Here is a 21853-nt window from a genome sequence, read left to right as displayed (position 1 = left end):
GCCGCAGTGACGCACCGCTCTGCCGCGAGACGGCATTCAGGCGGCGCGCTTCAAGTCCTGCGGCTCTACATCAATTGGTCAAAAGCTCGGCGGTCCGGGCAAGCGCGCCGGCGAAGCCGTTGAGCGGAATGGAAAAGCTCACCGCTTGTCCGGTGTCTGCCGCGAAAGCGTCGATCTTCAGTGTGGTGCCTGACTTCAGCAGCGGCGTGACAGTCGCATCGAACACCACCGGCACCAGACAGCCGACGACCTGGCAGGTGTTGAACGCCAGGCTGCCGTCCAGCTTCTGGTCGTCGATGGTCAGGCTCACTCCCTTGGCCAGCGCCAGGCCGAACGGCAGCGCAAGCGTTCCCGTGGCATCCTCGCCGGTCTTGCTCGACAGCTCGATCGCCAGCAGGCGCTGATTGTTTTGCTTGTTGAACTGCTGATGCGACAGGCTGCAGGTCTTGGTCGCGCCTGATATCTGGCAATTGACCGTCCAGTCACCATGGGTTTCGGACAGTGCCGACGCGCCACCGGGCAACTGCGGCGCATCGGCGGCAGCCGGTGCCGCGACCGCCTTGTCGCTCTTGGTTTGCGCCGCCACGGCCGGCACACAGACGGTGCAGGCAACACCCAGCATCGCCGCGAAATACGCGTACTTCCTCATCAAGACCCTCCTGCCCCGGCTCCGCCTCGGACCAGCTAGAAGCTGACCTTGAGAGACGCGCTGATCGCGTTCTGTTTAACCGTTTCGCCGAAGGCGCCATTATACCTGACGGACATGCCGACGCCATTGACGCCATTCAGCTCAAGGCCGGCGCCGACCCGATAGAGCGGCGAATCGACAGCCTCCGTCAAGTGCAATGCGGGGTTGCCAGGCAGATTCTCCGCCGCCGCGAAGCGACCTTCGATTTCCCACTCCTTGTTGGAAAACTCCACCCCAGCCTTGCCGTAGACGCGAAGGCTGGCAATGTCGCTGAGTGCAATATCGGTACCGATCTCAAAAGCCGGCGTCGCCGAATAATACATGTTGGCGCTGCCGTCGAAGTTGAAGGCGGCAACCGAGCCCGCTTCCTTACCGGAAACACGCAGCCAGCGCGCGTCGAACTGCAAGGTCGGCTGCAGGTAGAAAATACCCATTTCCTGCGTTATGCCGAGCCGCGCCGAACCACCGAACTGGGCGGTTTTCTGTGTGTAGCTGACGCTGTTACCGATGCCGGGCAGCAATTCCTCCGGCAGATAGTCGCCGACCAGCGTTTCGCCCGGAATGAAGGCCACCTGATCGAGGTGCGTGTCGCGCTCGCCCTTGAAGGAGCCGGTGCCGCCGCCGAGCGCAAAGTCGATGAAGTAGTTCTTGTCGGCATATTTCGCCAGCGCATAGGCCTGCCAGGATTCGCCTGTCGTGGCCGACAGCAGTTCGCCGTTGAAATCGATCTTCGAGTCGAATTCGGTCCGGCCTATCGTTGCGCCGAGCGACCAGTGCTGGCTGACCTCGCCAATGCCGCCAAGCGACATCGTCTTCATGACGTCGTCTCGGCTGGTGGTTCCGGCACCCGCGTCGCGGCTGTATTCGGCCTGCGGACTGATCGATGCCCAGAGGCAGCGGCCGTCGGGGTTCTTGTAGGCGGGAACCCCGGTGCATTCGCGGGCCGTCTCCAGCATGATGTCGGTGGAGCGGTTGATCATCTCGAATGTGTGCACGGCATAGTGCGGCGTCAGCCGCGTCAGGGCCGCGCCAAGTTCCATCTCGTCGGGCAGGAAGCGCAGCATGTTGATCAGAAGCGCCATCGGATTGTCCGGGCTCGACGACGCCTCGATATCGTCGAGATACTGCGCCATCTGGAAAACGCGCGGATCGGTCGTGCCGGAGTTAGGATCCTGTGCCAACTCCAGGAAAGTCGGATTGTCGGCATAGAGAACCAGATCCGTTCCGCCGACCACCTTGGTCAGGAAATTGAAGCCGACCGCCGGATGCAGCGTCGTGGGCGTGATGCCGGAATCGGTCATCGCCGATCCGGTGGCCAGCACATATTCGGCGAACAATTTGTCGATCGACAGGAAATTCAACGGCGCTTCACCATCGAAGTCTCCGGCCACCGTTAGTGCCAGGGCATCCGTGATCTGGTTGTTGAGATCGACGTCGGTGACGAAGTCGCCCGAGAATATCTGCGTGAAGCCGCCCGTGACATCCACTTTGGCCACGACGCCGATGCCCTGATTGGTAAACAGCCCGTCATTGGTGAACTTGCCGCCGCCGAGATCGATGGTCTTGAGGCCGACCATCGAGGCGTCGGCGATATTGTGGAAGCTGTTCGTGCCGCCGCCGAGGTCCATGTTGCCGATCACCCGTCCGAGCGTGTCGGCGCTCTTCGAATTCTCCACATGGTCATCGCCCGATGTGCCGGTGATAGCCAGTGGGCTGAAATCGTCCAGAAGCGATTCCAGGATCGCATTCGTCGGCACGACGGGACCGGGCGCCAACAGGAAGGCTTGGAATGCCTGAAATTGCGACGCCTGGATGGTGAAACTCGGCGTTGCCCCCATCGCATAGAGCAGGCTGTGGTTGTTCAGCGTGTTGTCTGCGCCCCCGACAAGCATCGCCGCCACGCCGGTTCCGGCACCGCCGATCGTGTACTGGCCATTCAGGTTGATGGTGATGTTGCCCTTGGCGCCCTTGGCCGTGCTCTCGCCATAGACAGCCACGGAATCCGCACCTTGCGCGAACAGGCTGTCACCCGCCGTCAGATCGACCGCATGGGCATTGCCGTCGCCTGTCGCGCTCTGGCCGAACATCGCATACGAACTTGCGCCCTTGACCCAGACTTGGCTGTCCGTGCTAGCGGCCGACGCCGCAGCGTCGCCGATACCACCTTGCGAGCCGGCCGCCGACTGGCCCATGGCCAGCGAATCCATGCCGCCGGCGCCACCGCCACCGCCCACCGCCTGGGCAACGACGCCGTGTCCACGGTCGCCATCGGTCTCAATGGCGCCGGACTGGATGATGGTTACCTTGCCGCCGGTGCCCTTGGTGCCACCAGGCGTGTTGAAGCCGATGGCGTTTGGCCCGCCGCCGTCGTCGTCGGCGCCAAAGCGGCCGAAACCGGCACCACCGATGCCGCCGCCGCCACCGACCGACTGCGCGATGATGGCGATGGAATCCTTGCCCGTCGTCGTGATCGTGCCGGTGCGGATGACGGTAACATCGCCGCCATCGCCGCCATTGCCGCCGAGACCGCCAATGGCCAACGCATTCGAGCTCTTGCCCTTGGCGTCGCCGCCATAGCCGCCACCGCCGCCGACCGATTGCGCGACCACGCCATGCGCGCGCTCGCCATGGGTGATGATGGTGCCGGAAACCGTGACATCGACCTTGCCGCCATTGCCGCCATTGCCGCCGAAGCCGCCAAGCTGCAGCGCGACCGACTCGTCTCCCGCCGTGTCGGCCGATACCACGCCGCCATAGCCGCCGCCGCCGCCGACGGACTGGGCGAAGATGCCGAGCGCCCCATCCTTCCAGGTTTCGATGATGCCGTCATTGTTGACCGTGACATGGCCGCCATTGGAGCCGTCGCCGCTCGGCAGAGAAATCGCGCCGCCGATCGTCATGTCGGCCTCCGAAGCGTTGGCCGCGGCACCCGAAGCACCGCCGCCACCGCCTACCGATTGCGCGAAAATGCCGTGCGAAAGATAGCCGAGCGTGGTGATCTTGCCATGATTGTCGACGATTACGTCGCCACCGCTGCTGCCCCCACCGCCCAGCCCGCCGATCGCCAGCGTCACCGACGTTTCCGCGCTGCCTGTCTCGGTCGAGCCGGCGCCCGCCGCGCCACCGCCACCGCCCACCGATTGCGCGAAGATGCCATGCGAATTATCGCCCTTGGTCAGGATCTCGCCCGACCCGAAATTCGTCACATGAACGGTTTCGCCACTCTTGCCGCCGGTGCCGCCGGCGCCGCCGAGGCTCAAGGTTATGGCCACATTGGAGTCCTTGGCCGAGGTGCCCGAAGCGCCGCCGACGCCGCCGCTGCCGCCGATCGACTGCGCCAGTATGCCGTGCGAATAGGCCTTCTCGGTCTGGATCCAGCCGCTGTTTTCGACATTGACCTTACCGCCATTACCGCCAACGTTGCCGGACCCGCCCAGTGACAGGTTGACACTGACTTCCGATTCATCGGTATGACCGGTGCTTTCGCCGGCGCCACCGGCGCCACCGCCGCCACCCACCGACTGTGCGAAGATGCCGATGGAACGCTCCTGCTGGGTCCAGATGCCGGCCGTGGCGAGATTGAAGACGTCGACCTGGAAAGCGCTGCCACCGCCGCCGCCTGCCCCACCAAGCGCCCCACCGATCGCATATTTACCCAATACGCCCGATGTCGCCGAGCCGCCGACACCACCACCGCCGCCGATCGAGTTGGCGCTGATACCATACGAATCGGCGCCGTCGGTCACGATCAGGCTCCGGTTGGTAACAGAGACCGTGCCGCCATTGCCGGCACCACCCGCGGCGAGGCCGATCGCCGCGCCGATGCCGACGGACGTCTCGCCTTCGCTGCCTCCGCCAACGATCTCCTCGTCGGTCGAAGCCGCGCCGCCGCCGCCGCCGCCGCCGCCGACCGACATCGCCAGGATACCGATGGAGTTGAAGCCCTGGGTCCGGATTACCCCGGAATTGTCGACATGCACGCCGGCGCCGATGACGTTGTTGCCGTCATCCAGGCGGAACAACGCCGCATCGTTGCCGGAGCCGCCCGAACCGCCAATGCCGACATTGACGGTGACACTCGTCTCGCTGGTGCCGCCAAGGTGGAACGCCTTGGCGTTGCTCGATCCGCCCATGCCGCCGCCGCCGCCCAGCGATTGCGCGACGATGCCTGAGGAGAAATCGCCCTTGGTCGTCAAATTGCCGGTGTTGATCACGTCGACCGCGCCGGAGATATTGCCGGTGCCGCCCCCGCCTCCGACGGTCACATTGGCCGCAACGTTGACGCCTTGGCCGCCGCCCAGATCGGCGGTCGCACCGTTGGTCGAGCCGCCATTGCCGCCGCCGCCGCCGATCGACTGCGCAAGGATCGCCGCGCTCATGTCGCCATCCGTCTGCACCGTCATGGCATTGTGGACGAGCACATCGTCGCTGACATTGCCGTCGCCGCCGCCGCCGCCGATGCTCACGGTCGCGTTGACGCTGACATTGACGCCGTAACCGCCAGCCGCCGCCCAGGAATCGCCGCCATTGCCGCCGCTGCCGGCAACCGACTGGGCAAGAATGCCGCCAGCCTGGTAACCCTTGGTGACTATGCTGCCGCCGCCGCTGAGGCCGGTATCGACGATCACCAGGTCACTGCGGCCACCGTCGCCGCCCCAGCCGCCGACCGTCACGCCGAGGCTGACATTGACGCCGTTGCTGACCGAGCCGGCCATCGTGGCCGCACGGCCGCCATTGCCGCCGCCGCCGCCAATCGACTGTGCCACGATGCCGCCCGAGCCGACCGCGTCGGTGTCGGCGATGATGTTGCCGTCCGCCCTGACCGTAACCTTGCCGCCAGGGCCGCCATCGCCGCCCTCGCCGCCAACCGAAACGCCGACCGCTGCCGATGCGTAGAAACCGGCGCTGAAGGCTCCGGAATAGGCATTGCCGCCATTGCCGCCGCTACCGCCGACCGATTGCGCCAGGATGGCCTTCGCGCCCGCGCCGCCGACGTGGATGTCGCCCTTGTGGGTGACGGTAACCTGATCGCTCAGGTTCGCATCGCCGCCGCCGCCGCCGATCGCGACGCCAGCCGCACCGAATATACCAACCGCGACCGCACCGGCGCTGCCGCCATTGCCGCCGCCGCCGCCGACCGATTGCGCCAGGATGCCGTGCGCGAGCGCGCCTTTGGTGGTTATGTTTGCGGTGTTTTTGACCTCGACCTGGCCACCTGCCCCGCCAGCGCCGCCCTGGCCACCGACAGCGACGGCCGCAAAGGCACCACCGGCGCCCGCCAAGCCTCCATCACCACCTGAACCACCGACCGACTGCGCGAAGATGCCGATCGAGAGGTCCCTGTCAGTGGTGATCCGAGCCGTATTTTCGACATAGACTTTCTGGCTGCCACCACCGGAACTGCCATTGCCGCCCAGCGAGAAGGAAGGTCCGCCAACCGTCACCGCAAAGCCGCCGGAGCCGCCGCCGCCGCCGACCGACTGGGCCATGATGCCGTGCGACTGAATACCTTCGGTCTGGACGACGGCGCCGTTGATGACATCAACGGTCTTGCCGCCGCCACCGCCGGCGCCCTTACCACCGATCCCGATGCCGAGGCCCAGGTTCAGTCCTGCAGAACCGCCGCCCGTGCCGCCGCCACCGCCGATGGATTGCGCGATAATGCCCGTCGAGCGATCGCCGATCGTATGGATCAAGCCGCCGCCAATTGTGGCCCTGACCGTCTCGGCCTCGCCGGCCGCTCCGCCTTTGCCGCCGATGCCGATGGTCGCAGCGATAGCGCCATTGAACGAAAAGCCGCCATTGCCGCCGCCGCCGCCGATCGATTGAATGATCAGGCCAGCGGAGTCGGCGCCGTGGGTTGTGATATTCGTGGTGGTGGAGTTGTAGACGACCTTGCCCGCGGCGCCGCCGCCCGCGCCACTGCCGCCGATGCCGACGGTCAGGCCAAGGCCGACACCGATGACGCCGCCGCCATTGCCGCCGCCGCCACCGATCGATTGCACGATGATACCGGCCGACCTTTCCTTGAAGGTTTCGACCGAACCATTATAGGTCGCATCGACTGCCTTGCCCGCGCCTGCCGCGCCGCCGCCACCACCGATGCCCAGATTGGCGATCGCGCCAAACGTGCCGACGAAGCCGCCATTGCCGCCACCGCCGCCGACCGACTGTACGACGAGGCCGATCGAGTCGGTGCCGCGCGTGATGATCGATTGCTGGCCGCCATTGGCGGTGCGGAAGAACACGTCGCCGCCATCGCCGCCGCCGCTGCCCTTGCCGCCGATTCCAACGCTCGCTCCGAAGAGGGCGCCTTCCACGACAAAGCCGCCATTGCCGCCGCCGCCGCCAAGCGATTGGACGACGATGCCTGCCGACCGGTCCTGCAGGGTTTCGACCGAGCCGCCGGTGGTGACGTCGACTTTCCTGGCGAAGCCGCCTGAACCAGCCGAGCCGCCGACGCCGACAGCCACGAGACCCGCGCCACCGAGAGCGAAGCCGCCATTGCCGCCGCCGCCGCCCACCGACTGGGCGAGGATGCCGATGGAATCGGTGCCGCGCGTCGTGACCTTGGCGTTTGCGATATTGTAGGTGACCTCGTCTCCGTTGCCGGCCGCGCTGCCGCTGCCGCCCACCGAAACAGACACGATGCCGCCAAGCGCAAAGGCGCCACCGCCATTGCCGCCGCCGCCACCCACAGATTGTGCGAGGATGCCGATGGCCGAACGACCGTTGGTGTCGACCGTCGGACCGGTCGCGGCCTGGTTGACGTTGACGGCTCCGGCATTGCCGCCGGTTCCGCCGCCGCCGCCGATCGCGACAGCGACTGCCGGGGCGACCGACAGGGCAAAGCCGCCATTGCCGCCACCACCACCGACCGACTGGGCCAGAACGCCATGCGCGCCATCGCCGCTGCCGTCAGCGCCAGTTGTTATCGTGCCGCCGACATTGGCGATGACAGTCCCGCCCTTGCCGCCGCCGCCGGCTGTGCCGCCGATCGACACGATGCCGGCTGCGCCGCCGCCATCGCCGCCGCCGCCACCGATCGATTCGACCAGCATGCCAATAGCACCCCGGCCATTGGTGGTGATGTTGCCGGTGTTGGTACCGGTTGCATTGGCGCCATCATTGCCTGCGCCGCCGGTGCCACCGCCGCCGAACAGGCCGAAGGCGTCGCCGCCGCCACCACCGCCGCCGCCGACCGACTGTACGGCCATGCCGCTGGCGAAATCACCATGCGTTATGATGCCGCCCGAATTGCTGCCCGTGGCATTTCCGCCCAAAGTGGCGCCGCCGCCATTGCCGCCGCCACTGACGACCCCGACGCCATCGGCGCCATTGCCACCCACACCACCTGCCGACCGCACCAGCATGCCATAAGAGGCCAATCCCGATGTTTCCACCTTGCCGGCGTTGCTTGCCGATGCGGTGCCGCCGGAAGCGCCATCACCGCCGTCACCAGCATCGACGCCGAGACTGACGATGTTGTCACCGCCCTGGCCGCCATTGCCGCCGCTGGCATTGGAGAAAATGCCGTAGGAGAAGTCGCCCGTCGTCGTGATGTCGCTGGTGCCAGACGCAACCGCGTTGGCGTTGCCGCCGGTATTGCCGCTTCCGGCGTCGCCGCCGAGGTTCGCGATCGCCGGAAGGGCGCCGCCGCCACTGCCGCCATTGCCACCGACCGCAGAAGCTTCGAAGCCATGATGTCCCGTGCCGATGGTCGAAATCACAGCGTTGTTGAGAATGTCGACGGATCCACCCACGCCGCCATTGCCGCCCTCACCACCATTGGTTTCAATGGGCGTTCCAGCCAGGCCTTCGCCGCCGTCGCCGCCATCGCCGCCATTGGCAGTGCCGACAAATCCGGATGCGTTGACGTTTATCTGCGGGGTGTTGTTTACGGCTCCAGGAGTCGCATTTGTAATCGATCCGCCGGGATCGCCATTATCGCCATCTGCGTCAAAGCCACCAGGTCCCCTGTCCGGAGCATCCGGGCCGTTCTCGTCTATGACGAACTGAGCATGCGCCGCCGGTATCGGCGGAAAACCCACCAGCGCGGTGGCGCCGAGAAGGACCATCAACCGTCCGGCAATCACACCTGGCCGGCGACGGCGACCCGAGCCAGACGCTTCTTGCGCACGTGCCACCGGTCCAAGTTTGAACAAAGTCCACGCTTGCGCCGCACGAAGCGAACAAGGCGAACTGCCGGGCAGCGCTTGGCGGGCAAGCCCTGCTTGCTGGGATACCTCTGCCACATGGGCATTGGCAGCGTCGATACCGGAACCCGGAACCGCGAATGCGCGTTTGATGGCAAAGCCACCACGCTTTGAAAACAAAGCCATGCACTTACCCCCCGTTTTACGGGGGCGCGCCTCAATGCCTGCTTAAGGCGACGCCACCGCTATGCTCATGCAATTGCAATAAGGATGCCGGCACTGCGCAATAAGGTTCAATGCATTAAAACAGAGCATCCGCATTCCCACTTGCGGAGCTCTGACTCAATTAGAATACATTAACTTATGCCGGATGAAACCGAAAATTTACGTGCGGACACTGACTAAAGCCGCTGACGTTTCATAGTCGTCATATGACGACTATCTGCGGTTCGCAGCCGGAATCGCAGAACAAAGCGATCGGACTGCCCGATTTCGTGATGCTCGACCCGCTGGCCATGGCATCGCCGCGCAAACGTCCTATATCAGTGGGCAGAGTTTTTTGCGCGGGAATGAGCGAATGTCGGCACTTCGGCCATCAACGATCTTCACAGTGGCAATGCTGGCCACGGCAGTGCTGGCGGGCGTTTGCCTGCCGGCTTCCGCGCAAGCGCTCAATTCCGCTACCGGCAACAATGCGCTGATCCGGCAGAACGACCTGCAAATCCTGCAAAACAGGATACAACGGCAGCAATATCAGCAGCAACAGCAGCAGTACCGCGCCCAGGACCGCCAGATCGTTCAGCAGCCGCCCCCGGTCGTGCAGCAGCTCAAGCCAAGCTGCCAGACCCAGATAATCGGCACCACCGCCGTGAGCAATTGCCGCTGACATCAAGGCGTTTTTCATTTATTTAGCCGACTTAGGTATTTCGAGTGTCTTTCGGCACATGCGAAAGTTTTGGTTTTGCAACGATGCCTTGTCGCGCTATGCGGCATTGCATCGACTGGATTGACGAATGGCAGCCACCAAGAAAAAGGCCGTACGCAAGGCAAAAAAGGGCGAGAGGATCCGCCAGGTGGCGGCTATTCCCTTTCGGCTGATCGCGCGCGGCGACATCGAGGTCATGCTGGTCACGTCGCGTACCACCAGGCGCTTCATCGTCCCCAAGGGCTGGCCGATGAAGGGCAAGAGCGGACGCAAGGCGGCCACCATCGAGGCACAGGAGGAAGCCGGCGTGCTCGGCAAGACGCTGAAGCAGCCGGCGGGCACCTATTCCTACTGGAAGCGGCTGGCCAATCGCTTTGTCCGCGTCGACGTCATCGTCTATCTGCTCGAGGTGAGCGAGGAACTGGCCGACTGGCAGGAAGCCAAACGACGCCAGCGGGCCTGGCTGGCGCCAGCCGACGCAGCCATGCTCATCGACGAGCCGGATCTTTCAACGTTGGTGAAAACGCTGAAGCTTCCTCAGCCCATGCAGGTGGACCAGGCGTAACGCCTCACTCGCCGGGCTCATCGCTTTCGGGAAACGGCCGCACCGGCGTGCCGGTATAGGTCCACAGCCATTCGCGCGGCAGCGGCCCTTTGTTTCGCTCGGCCTGCTGCGACTGCTCCCAGGCATGCGCAAGGATGCCGACCGAGCGCGACAGCACGAAAAGCCCTCGCGTCAGCGCTGGCGGAAAACCGAGTTCGCCATAGATGACGGCGGTAGCGCCATCGATGTTGAGCGGTATTTTTTTCCTCTTGCGTCGCGCGACGTCCGCCTCGATCGCTTCTGCAATATCGGCGAAACGTCCGTTGACGGCACCGCGTGCGACAAATTCGCGGGTCAGTTCCAGCAGGCGCGGCGCGCGCGGGTCGACGGGATGGAAGCGGTGTCCGAGCCCCGGCACATAGCCCTTCTCCTCGGCGAAGAACCGGTCGAGCCGTGTCGAGACCGCTTCATTCAGCGTCATCCCGGCATCGATTGCCACGGCAATGTCACCATAGAAGGAAAGCGCCTGCTCGCCGGCGCCACCGTGCACGTCGCCGAGAACGTTGATGGCCGAGGCCATGGCGCTGTTGATACCGACGCCGCAGGTTGCGGCCATGCGCGCGATGGCGATCGATGGCGCCTGCGGTCCGTGGTCGACGGCGGCTCCCAAGGCAATGCCGAGCAACTCTGCCTGGTCCTCGCCGGGCAGTTCGCCGCGCAGCATCAGCCAGATGACAGCCGGGAAGCTGACGCGGCCGATCAGATCCTGGATCTCGTAGCCGCGCAGCCGGATGACACCAGGCCGCATCTCGATGATGTCGGTCTGCCACCATTCCTCGCCGCGCTCACGGCCCGTCTTCTCCGTGTCGCTCATGCGCCTGCCTTTGTCTTGGCGCGGGGTGGCAGGTCGGCGAACACCTCGCCCATATGTTCGCCGAGCGCCGGCGGCGGCTTTGTCGGCAACGGCGCCTCGCCATCTACCATGAAGCCGCCGCGCAGAACGGTCAGCGGCTTGTCCATGCCGGCCACATCATCAAAATTCGCGGTCACCCGGCGTTCGAGCACTTGCGGCTCGGCCAGCACTTGCGGGATCGTCAGCACCCTGCCGGCAGGCACGCCGGCGCGATTGAGCATCTCTTCCCAGGCCGCGGCCGGCGCGCCCGCCAGGGCGTCCTCGATTTCGACTTTAAGCGCCGCACGGTTGCGCTTGCGCGTCTCGCGCTCGGCAAAGCGGACATCGGAGGCCAGTTCCGGCCGGCCGATCAGCCGGCACAGCGCCACGAACTGCTCCTGCTTGTTGGCGGCGATGTTGACGAGCCCGTCGCCGGTGCGAAACGTACCGGAGGGTGCCGCCGTCATGTTCTCATTGCCCATCGGCTTGGGGTCGATGCCTGCGGTCAGATAGTTGGAAACCGGCCAGCCAAGCGCGGAAAGTGTGCATTCGAGCATCGAGACGTCGAGAAAGGCACCCTCGCCGCTCGTCTTCTGCCGCACCAGCGCCGAGGTAATGGCGAACGCGCCGACCAGTCCGCCAAGCGTGTCGGCCACGGGATAGCCGACCCGCAGCGGCGCCGTTTCCGGTGTTCCGGTGATGCTCATGATCCCCGACAGGCCCTGGATGATCTGGTCATAGGCGGGATTGTCGCGCATCGGCCCGGTCTGGCCGAAACCCGATATCGCACAATAGACGAGGCCTGGACGGACCGTCTTCAGCGCCTCGTAACCAAGCCCCAGCCGATCCATCACGCCCGGGCGGAAATTCTCCACCAGGGCGTCGGCGCTGGCCACCAGATCGAAAAAGCGCTCGCGATCGGCTTGCTGCTTGAGGTCGAGCACCACCGACCGTTTGCCGGCGTTCTGCGCCAGGAACGATGCGCCCATGCCGGCGCTGTTCAGCTTTGGCGAGCCGCCGAGCTGGCGGGCCAGGTCGCCGCCTTGCGGCGCCTCGACCTTGATCACATCGGCGCCGAGCAGCGCCAGCTGATAGGCGCAGTAGGGACCGGCCAGGACGTTGGTCAGGTCGAGGACGCGGATACCGGAAAGCAATTCTGTCATGGCGTCATGGATCGATCAGGCATCGCCGGGCACATGCTCCGGTCCGCGCCGACGCCGATGCTCGATGAAGGCCCAGATATGCGGGCCGGCAAGGCCGATGAAGGCGAGCGTCAGCAGCGTCAGCGACAGCTTGTGGGTGTAAAACACCGACCAGTCGCCATTCGAGATGGTCATCGCCCGGCGGAACTGGGTTTCGGCGAGCGGTCCAAGGATCATGCCGATAATGACGGGCGCGGTCGGGAAATCGAAGCGCCGCATCAGGAAGCCGGCGGCCCCCAGGAGATAGAGGATGACGAGGTCGATGGGCGATTGCGAAATACCATAGGTGCCGACCGTCGCGAACACCAGGATGCCGGCATAGAGCTGCGGCGCCGGGATTTTCAAAAGCCGCACCCACAGGCCGATCAGCGGCAGGTTGAGGATGACCAGGATGACGTTGGCGATGAACAGGCTGGCGATCAGCCCCCAGACGAGATCGCCCTGGGTCGTGAGAAGCAGCGGTCCGGGGTTGATGCCGTAGCTCTGGAAGGCCGACAGCATGATCGCCGCCGTCGCCGAGGTCGGCAGGCCAAGCGTCAGCATAGGCACCAGCACGCCGGCTGCGGAGGCATTGTTGGCGGCCTCGGGGCCGGCAACGCCTTCGATGGCGCCGACCGTGCCGAACTCCTCCTTGTGCTTCGACAGCTTCTTTTCGATGGCATAGGACAGGAAGGTCGGGATTTCGGCGCCGCCGGCCGGCATGGCGCCGATCGGGAAGCCGATCGCAGCGCCGCGCAGCCAGGGTTTCCACGAACGCCCCCACTCGGCCGCCGTCATGTAGAGCGAGCCCTTCAGCGGCACGATCTCGTCCTTGCCGGCATAGCGGCGCGAGGCCATGTAGAGCGTCTCGCCGACGGCAAACAGGCCGACCGCGGCAATGATGACATCGACGCCATCAAGCAGTTCGTTCGTGCCGAAGGTGAAGCGCGGCTGGCCGGTCTGCAGGTCGACGCCGATCATGCCGATCACGAAGCCGGCGAACAGGCTGGTCAGGCCGCGTACGGAAGACGAGCCGAGCACCGCCGAAACGGTGATGAAGGCCAGCACCATCAAAGAGAAATATTCGGCCGGACCAAAGGCCAATGCGAATTTGACCACCACCGGCGCCAGGAAAGCGACGCCCATCGTGCCGATCGTGCCGGCGACGAACGAACCGATCGCCGAGGTGGCGAGTGCCGCGCCGCCGCGCCCGGAGCGCGCCATCCTGTTGCCTTCCAACGCAGTGACGATGGTGGCACTTTCGCCGGGCGTGTTGAGCAGGATCGACGTCGTCGAACCACCATACATGGCGCCGTAGTAGATGCCGGCGAACAGGATGAAGGATGCTTCCGGCGCCACCTGATAGGTGATCGGCAAAAGCAGCGCGATGGTCAGCGCCGGCCCAAGACCGGGCAGCACGCCGATGGCGGTGCCGAGTGTGGTGCCAAGCAGGCACCACAGAAGGTTGACAGGGGTGAAGGCAACCGAGAAGCCATGTGCGAGATGTCCGAGCGTTTCCATGGCGTCAGCCCCTCAACATGGTGATGAACGCATCGATGACCGTGTTCAGCTGGTTCTCGATGAAACCGGCACCGATGTTGACGCCAAGCGCCCTGGCGAAGCCGAAATAGGCGGCCAGCGCCAGGATCAGGCCGAGCACTGCGTCACGCAGCGTGCGCTTGCTGCCGAAGCCGTAGCAGACCAGAACGAACATGATGACGGATGCCGCCGTGAAGCCGAGCGGCCGGATGAGCAGCAGATTGGCGATCAGGCCGATGACGACGAAGCCCATCGCCTTCCAGTCGGTCGGCGTCTCCTTTTCCTCCTCCGGCTGCCAGCCGCCGCGAAGCGCGGCAAGGATGAGCAACAGCGAAAGAACCACCAGGCCGAACATGGTGAGGTAGGGAAAGACGGTCGGGCCGACCTTGGAGTAGAGCGGCGACACCGGGATTGCCAGCGTCTGCCAGGCGACGGCGCCGGCGCAGGCCAGGAGCCCGATCCCTATCAACAATTCCGGCACGGCAAGGCGCCACGGCGCCGCCTGCTGGTCGCTGGTGCTCATCGGTATCCTCCCAAGATGGCCGGCATCCTCCAGCCGGCCGCATCCGCAGTTTCGCCGCATCATATGTCCATGCGGCAGGCGAGATGGGAAGGGGCGGCACTCTAACCGCCCCTGAAGACATCAGGCGAGGCCGAGATCCTTGAGGATCGCGGTGATGCGGGCCGTGTCCTCGGTGAGGAATTTTGCGTAGTCGTCGCCAGTCAAAAGGATGGGCGTCCAGTTGCGGTTTTTGCATTCGGTTGCCCATGCATCGCTCTTGGCCATGGTCTCGATCATTGTGACCATCGCCGCCTTGTCGGCGTCGGAAACGCCGGGCGGTGCGAAGACGCCGCGCCAGTTGAACAGTTCGACATCGATGCCGGCCTCTTTCAGCGTCGGTGCGTCGATGCCGTCCTGACGCTTGTCAGCCGAGATGGCGAGCAGCCGCAGCGCGCCCGCCTTGACCTGCTCGGAGAACTCGCCAAAGCCGGAGATGCCGGCCGCGACCTGGTTGCCGAGCAGCGCCGACAACGCCTCACCGCCGCCGGCGAACGGCACGTAGGACAGGTTTGTCGCCGGCACGCCGACCGTCTTGGCAATCAAGCCGAACAAGATGTGATCCGAGCCGCCGGCGGAGCCGCCGGCGACGGGAACCTTTGTCGGATCGGCCTTGAGCGCGGCGACGAAATCAGCGGCCGTCTTGAACGGTGACTCCGCCGGCACGACCAGGGCCTCGAACTCGCCGGTGAGGCGGGCGATCGGGGTGACTTGCGTCAGATTGTTCGCGGCCTTGTTGGCAATGATGGCGCCGACCATGACCATGCCGGCAACCATCAGGGAATTGCCTTTGCCGTTCCACTGGCTGATGAATTGCGGCAGCCCGACAGTGCCGCCGGCGCCGCCGACATTGGTGATCTGCGAACCCGAGATCAGCTTTTCACTGCGCAGCACCTGGTCGATCGTGCGCGCCGTCTGGTCCCAGCCGCCACCCGGTGCGGCAGGCACGAAGAGCTGTATCTGGGGCGCGCCTTCGGCGTAAGCGGGAGAAAGATGCGACGTCATCAGCCCGGCACCCACGGCTGCGGTGCTCATCAAAAATCTGCGTCTGTTCAGCATGGGGATTCCTCCAAATCACGACACCTCCTCCGGTGCCCGCCAAAACGCGCCTGCATCCAGACCCGTCATCGATTTCAAGCAGATGTTACGGAGTTCTGTCAACGGAAACGATATTCTACTGGACAGAACGATTTGGCGGCGCGACAGAGTCGCGTCGCTCGGCTTTCTTCAAACTGGAACCACCATGGACTCGCCAAGCAAATCGGCAGATGGGGAAATAGATCGCACCTCGGCGGACGGTGTTGCCGCGCTTGATCGGGCCATTGCCATCCTCGATGCCTTCACCACGGATGACCGGTCGCTCAGCCTGGCCGAAATCGCGGCGCGCACCGGCCTCTACAAGAGCACCATCCTGCGGCTTGCGAATTCCCTCATGCGCGGACGATTGCTCGAGCGCCTCGACAATGGACGCTACCGCGTCGGACCCGCGACCTTTCGGCTCGGTGCGCTCTACCAGCGTTCGGTCGTGGCGGTCGATATCCTGCTGCCGATCATGCGCGATCTTTCCGAGCGAAGCTGGGAGAGCGTTGCCTTCTATGTTCGCTCGGGCGACGTCCGCACCTGTCTTTACCGCGTCGAATCCAAGCACCCGATCCGCTACACGATACGCGAAGGCGACGTATTGCCTTTGCTGCTCGGCTCCGGCGGCCGCGTGCTCGCAGCGTTTTCGGGCCAGCAGGGCGAACCCTACGAGACCATCCGCAAGACCTGCAACTGCCTCGCCGTGGGCGACCGCGACCCCGAGACGGGGGGCGTGTCGGCGCCGGTGTTCGGCCCGGGAGGCGTCCTGCTCGGCGCCTTGACCCTGGCTGGACCCAGCACGCGCGTCGACGCGGCATTTCTGCAGCGCATGAAGCGTCCGCTGCTCGAGGCGGCGGCCCGCGCCACCCGCGCCTTCGGCGAGGACGCCTCCATGCTCGAGCGGGCAAGCCTGGCAGCGGACGCCATGCCGTAGAACACGTTCTCGTTGGAAGCCCCGCTCAAGTCAATTTGACCAGGCCACAGCGGTTCTTGGCGCGGCCCGCCTCGTCATCATTGCTGGCGACAGGCGCCATCATGCCGGCGCCGGCAGCTGTCAGCCCGCGGCTCAGGTCACCGCGCCAGCAGGATGGTCGGAGTGTCGTGATAGGTGGTCTTCACCACTTCCCGGTAACCGCACTTCGCAGCCACCCTCAGCGACGCGCCGTTTTCCGGATCGATGATACAGACGGTCTTCTCGCGCCCGAAAATCTCTTCGCTCCACGCCAGGATGCGGCCAACCACCTCGGTGGCGAAGCCCGCCCCGTGCACGGCCGGAACCAGCGCCCATCCGGCCTCGGGAATGCCTTCGATCGATGGTTCCATGTCGCGCTTCAGGTCGTGAAACCCGGCCTCGCCGATGAAGCGTCCGGTCGCCTTCTCCTCGATCGCCCAGAAGCCATAGCCGAGCAGCGACCATAAGCCGGCGTGACGCAGGAAACGCATCCAGCTTTCTTCGCGCGTGCGCGGTTTGCCGCCGATGAAGCGGGTGACGATGGGATCCGTCCACATCGCGGCATAGGTGTCGAAATCGTCCAGCCGGTGTGCCCGCAGGATGGTTCGCTTCGTTTCGATGACAGGAGCGCTGGTCGCTTGTGGATTGTTCATGGGATCTGCCTCGCACGGATCGTCAGCGCTTAGCAAATCGCCGGTGCTGCGCAAGGGGCCAGGGCAACACGGCCCATCATCCAGGCGCCGCTATGGGAATTTTGCGCGACGGTGCTATTTTTCACGGCAGGCTGATTCAACACCTGCCAGCGCGACCCTTTTTCAGGCGCTGGGCGGTGCCGTCAAACCCCAGGGAAAGAGCATGGACACCACCGATCTTGTGCTTGCGATCTTCCATCATCTGCTGGTGTTTTCGCTGGCGGGAATCATCGGCGCCGAATTCGTCCTGATCCGCGGCGATCTGGGCACTGCGACGCTCAAGAGGCTCGCCGGCATCGACCGCCATTACGGCATCATTGCCACGCTGATCATCGTCGTCGGCATCGGCCGCGTCTTCTATGGCCTCAAGGGCTGGGAATTCTACGTCCACAATTGGGTGTTCTGGGCCAAGATAGCGGCGTTCGTCGTGGTCGGCCTGCTGTCGATCATCCGACCGTCCGCTTCATATCCTGGAGCAGGCAGGCGAGCGGCAATGCCTCGTTCCAGGTGCCGGCGGCCGAGCTTGCGTCCGTGAAGACTTACATCCGCGCCGAAGCCTTCATCTTCCTGCTCATCCCGGTCTTCGCCGCGGCGATGGCACGTGGCTACGGCTATTAGGATGGCGCCCATCAGCAGTTTGCCGTTTGAGTCCGGTTGCAATCTGTTAATTGCGCTAGTTGTTGCTCCATCTGCAGGGTGTTGAGAGGACCCCGCGCAGCGGTTGGAGATTTACGTATTGGGAGGAGATCACGATGAGAAGATTTGTCACCACTCTGGCTGCTGCTGCGGCCGTCGCGCTTTATGGGTTCACTGCCGGCGCGCAGACCTATCCTGAACGCACCATCACCGTTGTGGTGCCGTTTGCAGCCGGCGGCCCGACCGACACGGTCACGCGCCTCGTCGCCGAAGCGATGTCGAAGGATCTCGGCCAGCAGGTCATCGTCGAAAATGTCGGCGGCGCCGGCGGCACGCTGGGTGCCGGCCGCGTCGCCAACGCCGAGCCGGACGGTTATACGCTGCTGCTCCATCATATAGGTATGGCGACAAGTGCGACGCTGTACAGAAAGCTCGCCTACGACACGCTGAACGCCTTCGAATATGTCGGCCTCGTCACCGAGGTGCCGATGACCATCGTCGGCCGCAAGGACCTGGAGCCCACCGACCTCAAGGGGTTGGTGGAGTACGCCAAGGCCAACAAGGATTCCATAACCGTCGCCAATGCCGGCATCGGTGCGGCCTCGCATCTGTGCGGCATGCTGTTCATGAGCGCCATCAAGACGCCGCTGGTCACCGTGCCCTACAAGGGCACCGGCCCGGCCATGACCGATCTTCTCGGCGGCCAGGTCGACATCATGTGCGACCAGACGACCAACACCACCAAGCAGATCCAGGGCGGCACCATCAAGGCCTATGCCGTCACCTCGCCGGAACGCCTCGATGTGCTGAAGGACGTGCCGACGACGGTGGAAGGCGGCCTTCCCGATGTGCAGGTCGGCATCTGGCATGGTCTCTATGCACCCAAGGGCACGCCGGCCGAGATCACCGAACGCCTGTCGAAATCGCTGCAGGTCGCGCTGAAGGACCAGAACGTCGCCGCCCGCTTCGCCGAACTCGGCACCAAGCCGTCGCTCGAGGCCGATGCCACGCCCGCCGCACTGAAGGCCAAGCTGGAAAGCGAGATCGCGCGCTGGAAGCCGATCATCGAAGCCGCCGGCCAGTACGCCGACTGAGATTTGAATAGGGGCGCCACCAGCGCCCCTATTTCGCTCGGCATCGCTACCCCAGTGCGGGCTTGGAGAACCATCATGAAACCTTTCGCGATCGACAGGGCCAACGGCCTGTGCGCTGCCCTGTTCATCGGTTTCGGCGCGTGGTTCGCGCTGCAATCGCTCGGTCTCGAAATCGGCACCGCCTTGCGCATGGGGCCAGGCTATTTTCCGCTGGTCCTGGCGATCGTGCTGATCCTGCTTGGCGCCGTCATTCTCGTCCAGGCCGTACGCGTCGAGGGCGAAGCGATCGGGCACATTGCGTGGCGCGGCATGCTGCTCATCCTGCCTGCTCCGATCTTCTTCGGCCTGACAGTGCGCGGCCTCGGATTCATCCCTTCGATCTTCCTGACGGCGCTGATCGCGTCGTTTGCCAGCCGCCGCATGAAGCCATTGACCGCGCTCGTGCTGTCGGCCGGCCTGACGTTGTTTGCCTTCCTCGTCTTCAGCTACGCGCTCGGCCTGCCGTTCCGCCGCTTCGGCCCGTGGCTGGCCCCGGGGGTCGGCATCGTGAGGCGATGAGCATGGATCTCCTCGACAACCTCGCGCTCGGCTTTTCGACGGCGTCGTCGTTGACCAACCTCGGTTTCTGCCTGATCGGCGTCCTTCTCGGCACGCTGATCGGCGTCCTGCCCGGCATCGGCGCCACCGCGACCATCGCCATGCTTCTGCCCATCACCTTCCAGATCGGCGACCCGGTCTCCTCCCTCATCATGCTCGCCGGCATCTATTACGGTGCGCAATATGGCGGCTCGACCACCGCCATTCTCATCAACATGCCGGGCGAATCCTCGTCCGCCGTCACCGCGATCGACGGCTACCAGATGGCCAGGAACGGCCGCGCCGGAGCGGCCCTCGCGATCGCGGCCATCGGCTCGTTCTTTGCCGGCACGGTGTCGACGTTCCTCGTCGCCATCTTTGCCCCGCCGCTGACGGCGATCGCGCTGAAATTCGGCGCGGCCGAGTATTTTTCGCTGATGATCGTCGGCTTGGTTTCGTCCGTCGCGCTCGCCCACGGCTCTATCGTCAAGGCGCTGGCCATGGTCGTGCTCGGCCTGCTGCTCGGCATTGTCGGCACCGACATCTACACCGGCACGCCGCGCTTCACGCTTGGAATCCGGGAATATGCCGACGGCTTGAATTTCGTTGCGGTGGCGGTCGGCGTCTTTGGCGTCGCCGAGATCCTGCGCAACCTCGAAAACGAGGATGAGCGCTCCGTGATGATCCGCAAGGTCACCGGCCTTATGCCGACCCGCGAGGACTTTCGGCGCATGGCAGCGCCCATCGTGCGCGGAACGATCATCGGTTCGGCGCTCGGCATCCTGCCGGGCGGCGGCGCGATCCTGGCAGCTTTTGCGTCCTACACGGTCGAAAAACGCGTCTCGAAAAACCCGCAGGAGTTCGGCAAGGGCGCCATCGAAGGCGTCGCCGGACCGGAATCGGCCAACAATGCCGGTGCGCAGACCTCCTTTATCCCGATGCTGACGCTCGGCATTCCAGCCAACCCGGTCATGGCGCTGATGATCGGCGCCATGATCATCCAGGGCATCGTGCCCGGCCCCAATGTCGCGACCGAACAGCCGGCGCTGTTCTGGGGCATCATCGCCTCGATGTGGATCGGCAATCTGATGCTGATCGTCCTCAACCTGCCGCTGATCGGGCTTTGGGTGAAGCTGCTGACGATCCCCTATTACGTGCTTTTCCCGATCATCATGGCGTTCTGCTCGATCGGCGTCTACAGCGTCAACAGCAACGTCTACGACCTCTATGCCGTCGCCTTCTTCGGCTTCCTCGGCTATCTCCTGACCAAGCTGCGCTGCGAACCGGCGCCGCTGCTGCTCGGCTTCGTGCTCGGCCCGCTGCTCGAGGAAAACCTGCGCCGCGCCATGATCCTCTCGCGCGGCGACGCGAGCACCTTCTTGACCAGACCGATCAGCGCCGGCCTGCTGCTCATCGCGCTCGCCGTGCTCGTCATCGTCTTCCTGCCGGCGGTCAGGAAAAAGCGCGAAGAGGTGTTTGTGGAGGAGAGTTGAATTACGCCGTCGTTCCGCTTCGGTCCTGAATCTCTTCGACAGGGTCGAGCGGTGCGATCGGCACCAGCGGTGCCGGCACATCGGTCGTCTTGACCTCGGCCTTGCAGATGTCGGCGATGACGCAGGCCGGGCAATCCGGCTTGCGCGCCTTGCAGACGTAGCGGCCATGCAGGATCAGCCAGTGATGTGCATGGCGCATATATTCGTCCGGAATGATCTTCAACAATCCTTGCTCGACCTGTTCCGGCGTCTTGCCGGGCGCCAATCCGAGCCGGTTGCCGATACGGAGAATGTGCGTGTCGACCGCCATCGTGTGCTGGCCGAAGGCCATGTTGAGCACGACATTGGCGGTCTTGCGCCCGACCCCGGGCAGCTTGACCAATTCATCGCGACTGTCGGGTACCTCGCCGCCATGGTCGCGGATCAGCGCCTGCGACAGCGCAATCACATTCTTCGCCTTGTTGCGCCACAGCCCGATGGTGCGGATATATTCGCCGACCCTTGCCTCCCCCAGCGCCAGCATCTTGTGCGGCGTATCGGCGGCCTTGAACAGCGCCCGCGTCGCCTTGTTGACGCCGGCATCCGTCGCTTGCGCCGACAGCACCACCGCGACCAGCAGCGTGAAGGCGTTGACATGTTCGAGCTCGCCCTTCGGCTCGGGCCGCTGGACGGAAAAGCGCCGGAATATCTCGTGCACTTCGGCCGGGCTGTAGCGTGACGCGCGTCGCACCGGCCGCGGGCGTGGCTTGACGTTCGGCCCATCGCGTCGTGCGGGCAACAGCTCTTTTTTGGACAGGGAAGAATCTTTGGACTTGGGGCTCGCCATTTCCCTCCTATAATATCCCC

15 protein-coding genes and 1 pseudogene are annotated in these 21853 nt (G+C 64.6%); 6 read left to right on the top strand and 10 right to left on the bottom strand.

The window, feature by feature from the left end:
- Positions 1–70 precede the first annotated feature (70 nt).
- From NKJ67_RS08015 to NKJ67_RS08005, 3 genes are all read right to left on the bottom strand, one after another.
- A complete protein-coding gene (locus tag NKJ67_RS08015) occupies positions 71–649 on the bottom strand; it encodes an invasion associated locus B family protein (RefSeq protein WP_352581002.1) in 579 nt (192 codons plus the stop codon).
- A gap of 35 nt (positions 650–684) precedes the next feature.
- Positions 685–8766 (bottom strand): autotransporter outer membrane beta-barrel domain-containing protein, encoded by an 8082-nt coding sequence (locus NKJ67_RS08010; protein ID WP_352581001.1) that lies wholly within the window; start codon positions 8764–8766, stop codon positions 685–687.
- 673 nt (positions 8767–9439) lie between these two features.
- Entirely contained in the window at positions 9440–9748 is a 309-nt protein-coding gene (locus NKJ67_RS08005; protein ID WP_164749439.1) for a hypothetical protein, read from the bottom strand.
- Between the two features lie 109 nt (positions 9749–9857).
- On the opposite strand from NKJ67_RS08005, the gene NKJ67_RS08000 reads away from it, so the two are divergent.
- Positions 9858–10334, top strand: a complete 477-nt coding sequence (locus NKJ67_RS08000; RefSeq protein ID WP_352581000.1) for an NUDIX hydrolase — start codon at positions 9858–9860, stop codon at positions 10332–10334.
- A 4-nt stretch (positions 10335–10338) separates the two neighbouring features.
- Here the strand turns inward: NKJ67_RS08000 and NKJ67_RS07995 are convergent, their stop codons facing one another.
- The 5 genes from NKJ67_RS07995 to NKJ67_RS07975 form a co-directional block, all read right to left on the bottom strand.
- Positions 10339–11187 carry a citryl-CoA lyase gene (locus NKJ67_RS07995; RefSeq protein WP_352580999.1) on the bottom strand — a complete coding sequence of 283 codons (849 nt, stop codon included), beginning with the start codon at positions 11185–11187 and terminating at the stop codon, positions 10339–10341.
- On the bottom strand, positions 11184–12368 hold the full coding sequence (locus tag NKJ67_RS07990) for a CaiB/BaiF CoA transferase family protein (protein WP_127320499.1): 1185 nt from the start codon (positions 12366–12368) through the stop codon (positions 11184–11186). Before NKJ67_RS07990 ends, NKJ67_RS07995 begins: the two co-directional genes overlap by 4 nt.
- A 15-nt stretch (positions 12369–12383) precedes the next feature.
- Positions 12384–13907, bottom strand: coding sequence for a tripartite tricarboxylate transporter permease (locus tag NKJ67_RS07985; protein WP_023812558.1), 1524 nt, complete (start codon positions 13905–13907; stop codon positions 12384–12386).
- Positions 13908–13911: 4 nt separating this feature from the next.
- Positions 13912–14448, bottom strand: coding sequence for a tripartite tricarboxylate transporter TctB family protein (locus NKJ67_RS07980; RefSeq protein WP_027037688.1), 537 nt, complete (start codon positions 14446–14448; stop codon positions 13912–13914).
- 120 nt (positions 14449–14568) lie between these two features.
- A complete protein-coding gene (locus tag NKJ67_RS07975; protein ID WP_352580998.1) occupies positions 14569–15543 on the bottom strand; it encodes a Bug family tripartite tricarboxylate transporter substrate binding protein in 975 nt (324 codons plus the stop codon).
- 184 nt (positions 15544–15727) lie between these two features.
- Between NKJ67_RS07975 and NKJ67_RS07970 the strand changes: the two genes are divergently transcribed.
- Positions 15728–16498, top strand: a complete 771-nt coding sequence (locus NKJ67_RS07970; RefSeq protein WP_127397554.1) for an IclR family transcriptional regulator — start codon at positions 15728–15730, stop codon at positions 16496–16498.
- Between the two features lie 137 nt (positions 16499–16635).
- Here the strand turns inward: NKJ67_RS07970 and NKJ67_RS07965 are convergent, their stop codons facing one another.
- The gene (locus tag NKJ67_RS07965; RefSeq protein ID WP_127320503.1) at positions 16636–17169 is read right to left on the bottom strand and encodes a GNAT family N-acetyltransferase; all 534 of its coding nucleotides are present in this window, start codon (positions 17167–17169) and stop codon (positions 16636–16638) included.
- Positions 17170–17371: 202 nt separating this feature from the next.
- Here NKJ67_RS07965 and NKJ67_RS07960 point away from each other — a divergent pair.
- The 4 genes and pseudogenes from NKJ67_RS07960 to NKJ67_RS07945 all read left to right on the top strand — a co-directional run bounded on the left by NKJ67_RS07960 (position 17372) and on the right by NKJ67_RS07945 (position 21007).
- Positions 17372–17826: pseudogene (locus NKJ67_RS07960) on the top strand (DUF2214 family protein).
- 134 nt (positions 17827–17960) lie between these two features.
- Positions 17961–18938: a tripartite tricarboxylate transporter substrate-binding protein gene (locus tag NKJ67_RS07955; RefSeq protein WP_352580997.1), complete on the top strand. Its 978-nt coding sequence runs from the start codon at positions 17961–17963 to the stop codon at positions 18936–18938.
- Between the two features lie 75 nt (positions 18939–19013).
- The gene (locus NKJ67_RS07950) at positions 19014–19496 is read left to right on the top strand and encodes a tripartite tricarboxylate transporter TctB family protein (RefSeq protein WP_352580996.1); all 483 of its coding nucleotides are present in this window, start codon (positions 19014–19016) and stop codon (positions 19494–19496) included.
- 2 nt (positions 19497–19498) lie between these two features.
- Positions 19499–21007, top strand: coding sequence for a tripartite tricarboxylate transporter permease (locus tag NKJ67_RS07945; RefSeq protein WP_352580995.1), 1509 nt, complete (start codon positions 19499–19501; stop codon positions 21005–21007).
- A gap of 1 nt (position 21008) precedes the next feature.
- On the opposite strand, the gene nth is transcribed toward NKJ67_RS07945, so the two are convergent.
- Positions 21009–21833 (bottom strand): endonuclease III, encoded by an 825-nt coding sequence (gene nth / locus NKJ67_RS07940; RefSeq protein ID WP_352580994.1) that lies wholly within the window; start codon positions 21831–21833, stop codon positions 21009–21011.
- Positions 21834–21853: the final 20 nt, after the last annotated feature.

Origin of the sequence: Mesorhizobium sp. M0088 (genome assembly GCF_040322895.1) — a bacterium.
Taxonomy (GTDB): domain Bacteria; phylum Pseudomonadota; class Alphaproteobacteria; order Rhizobiales; family Rhizobiaceae; genus Mesorhizobium.
This window is presented reverse-complemented; position numbering and strand designations above follow the sequence as displayed.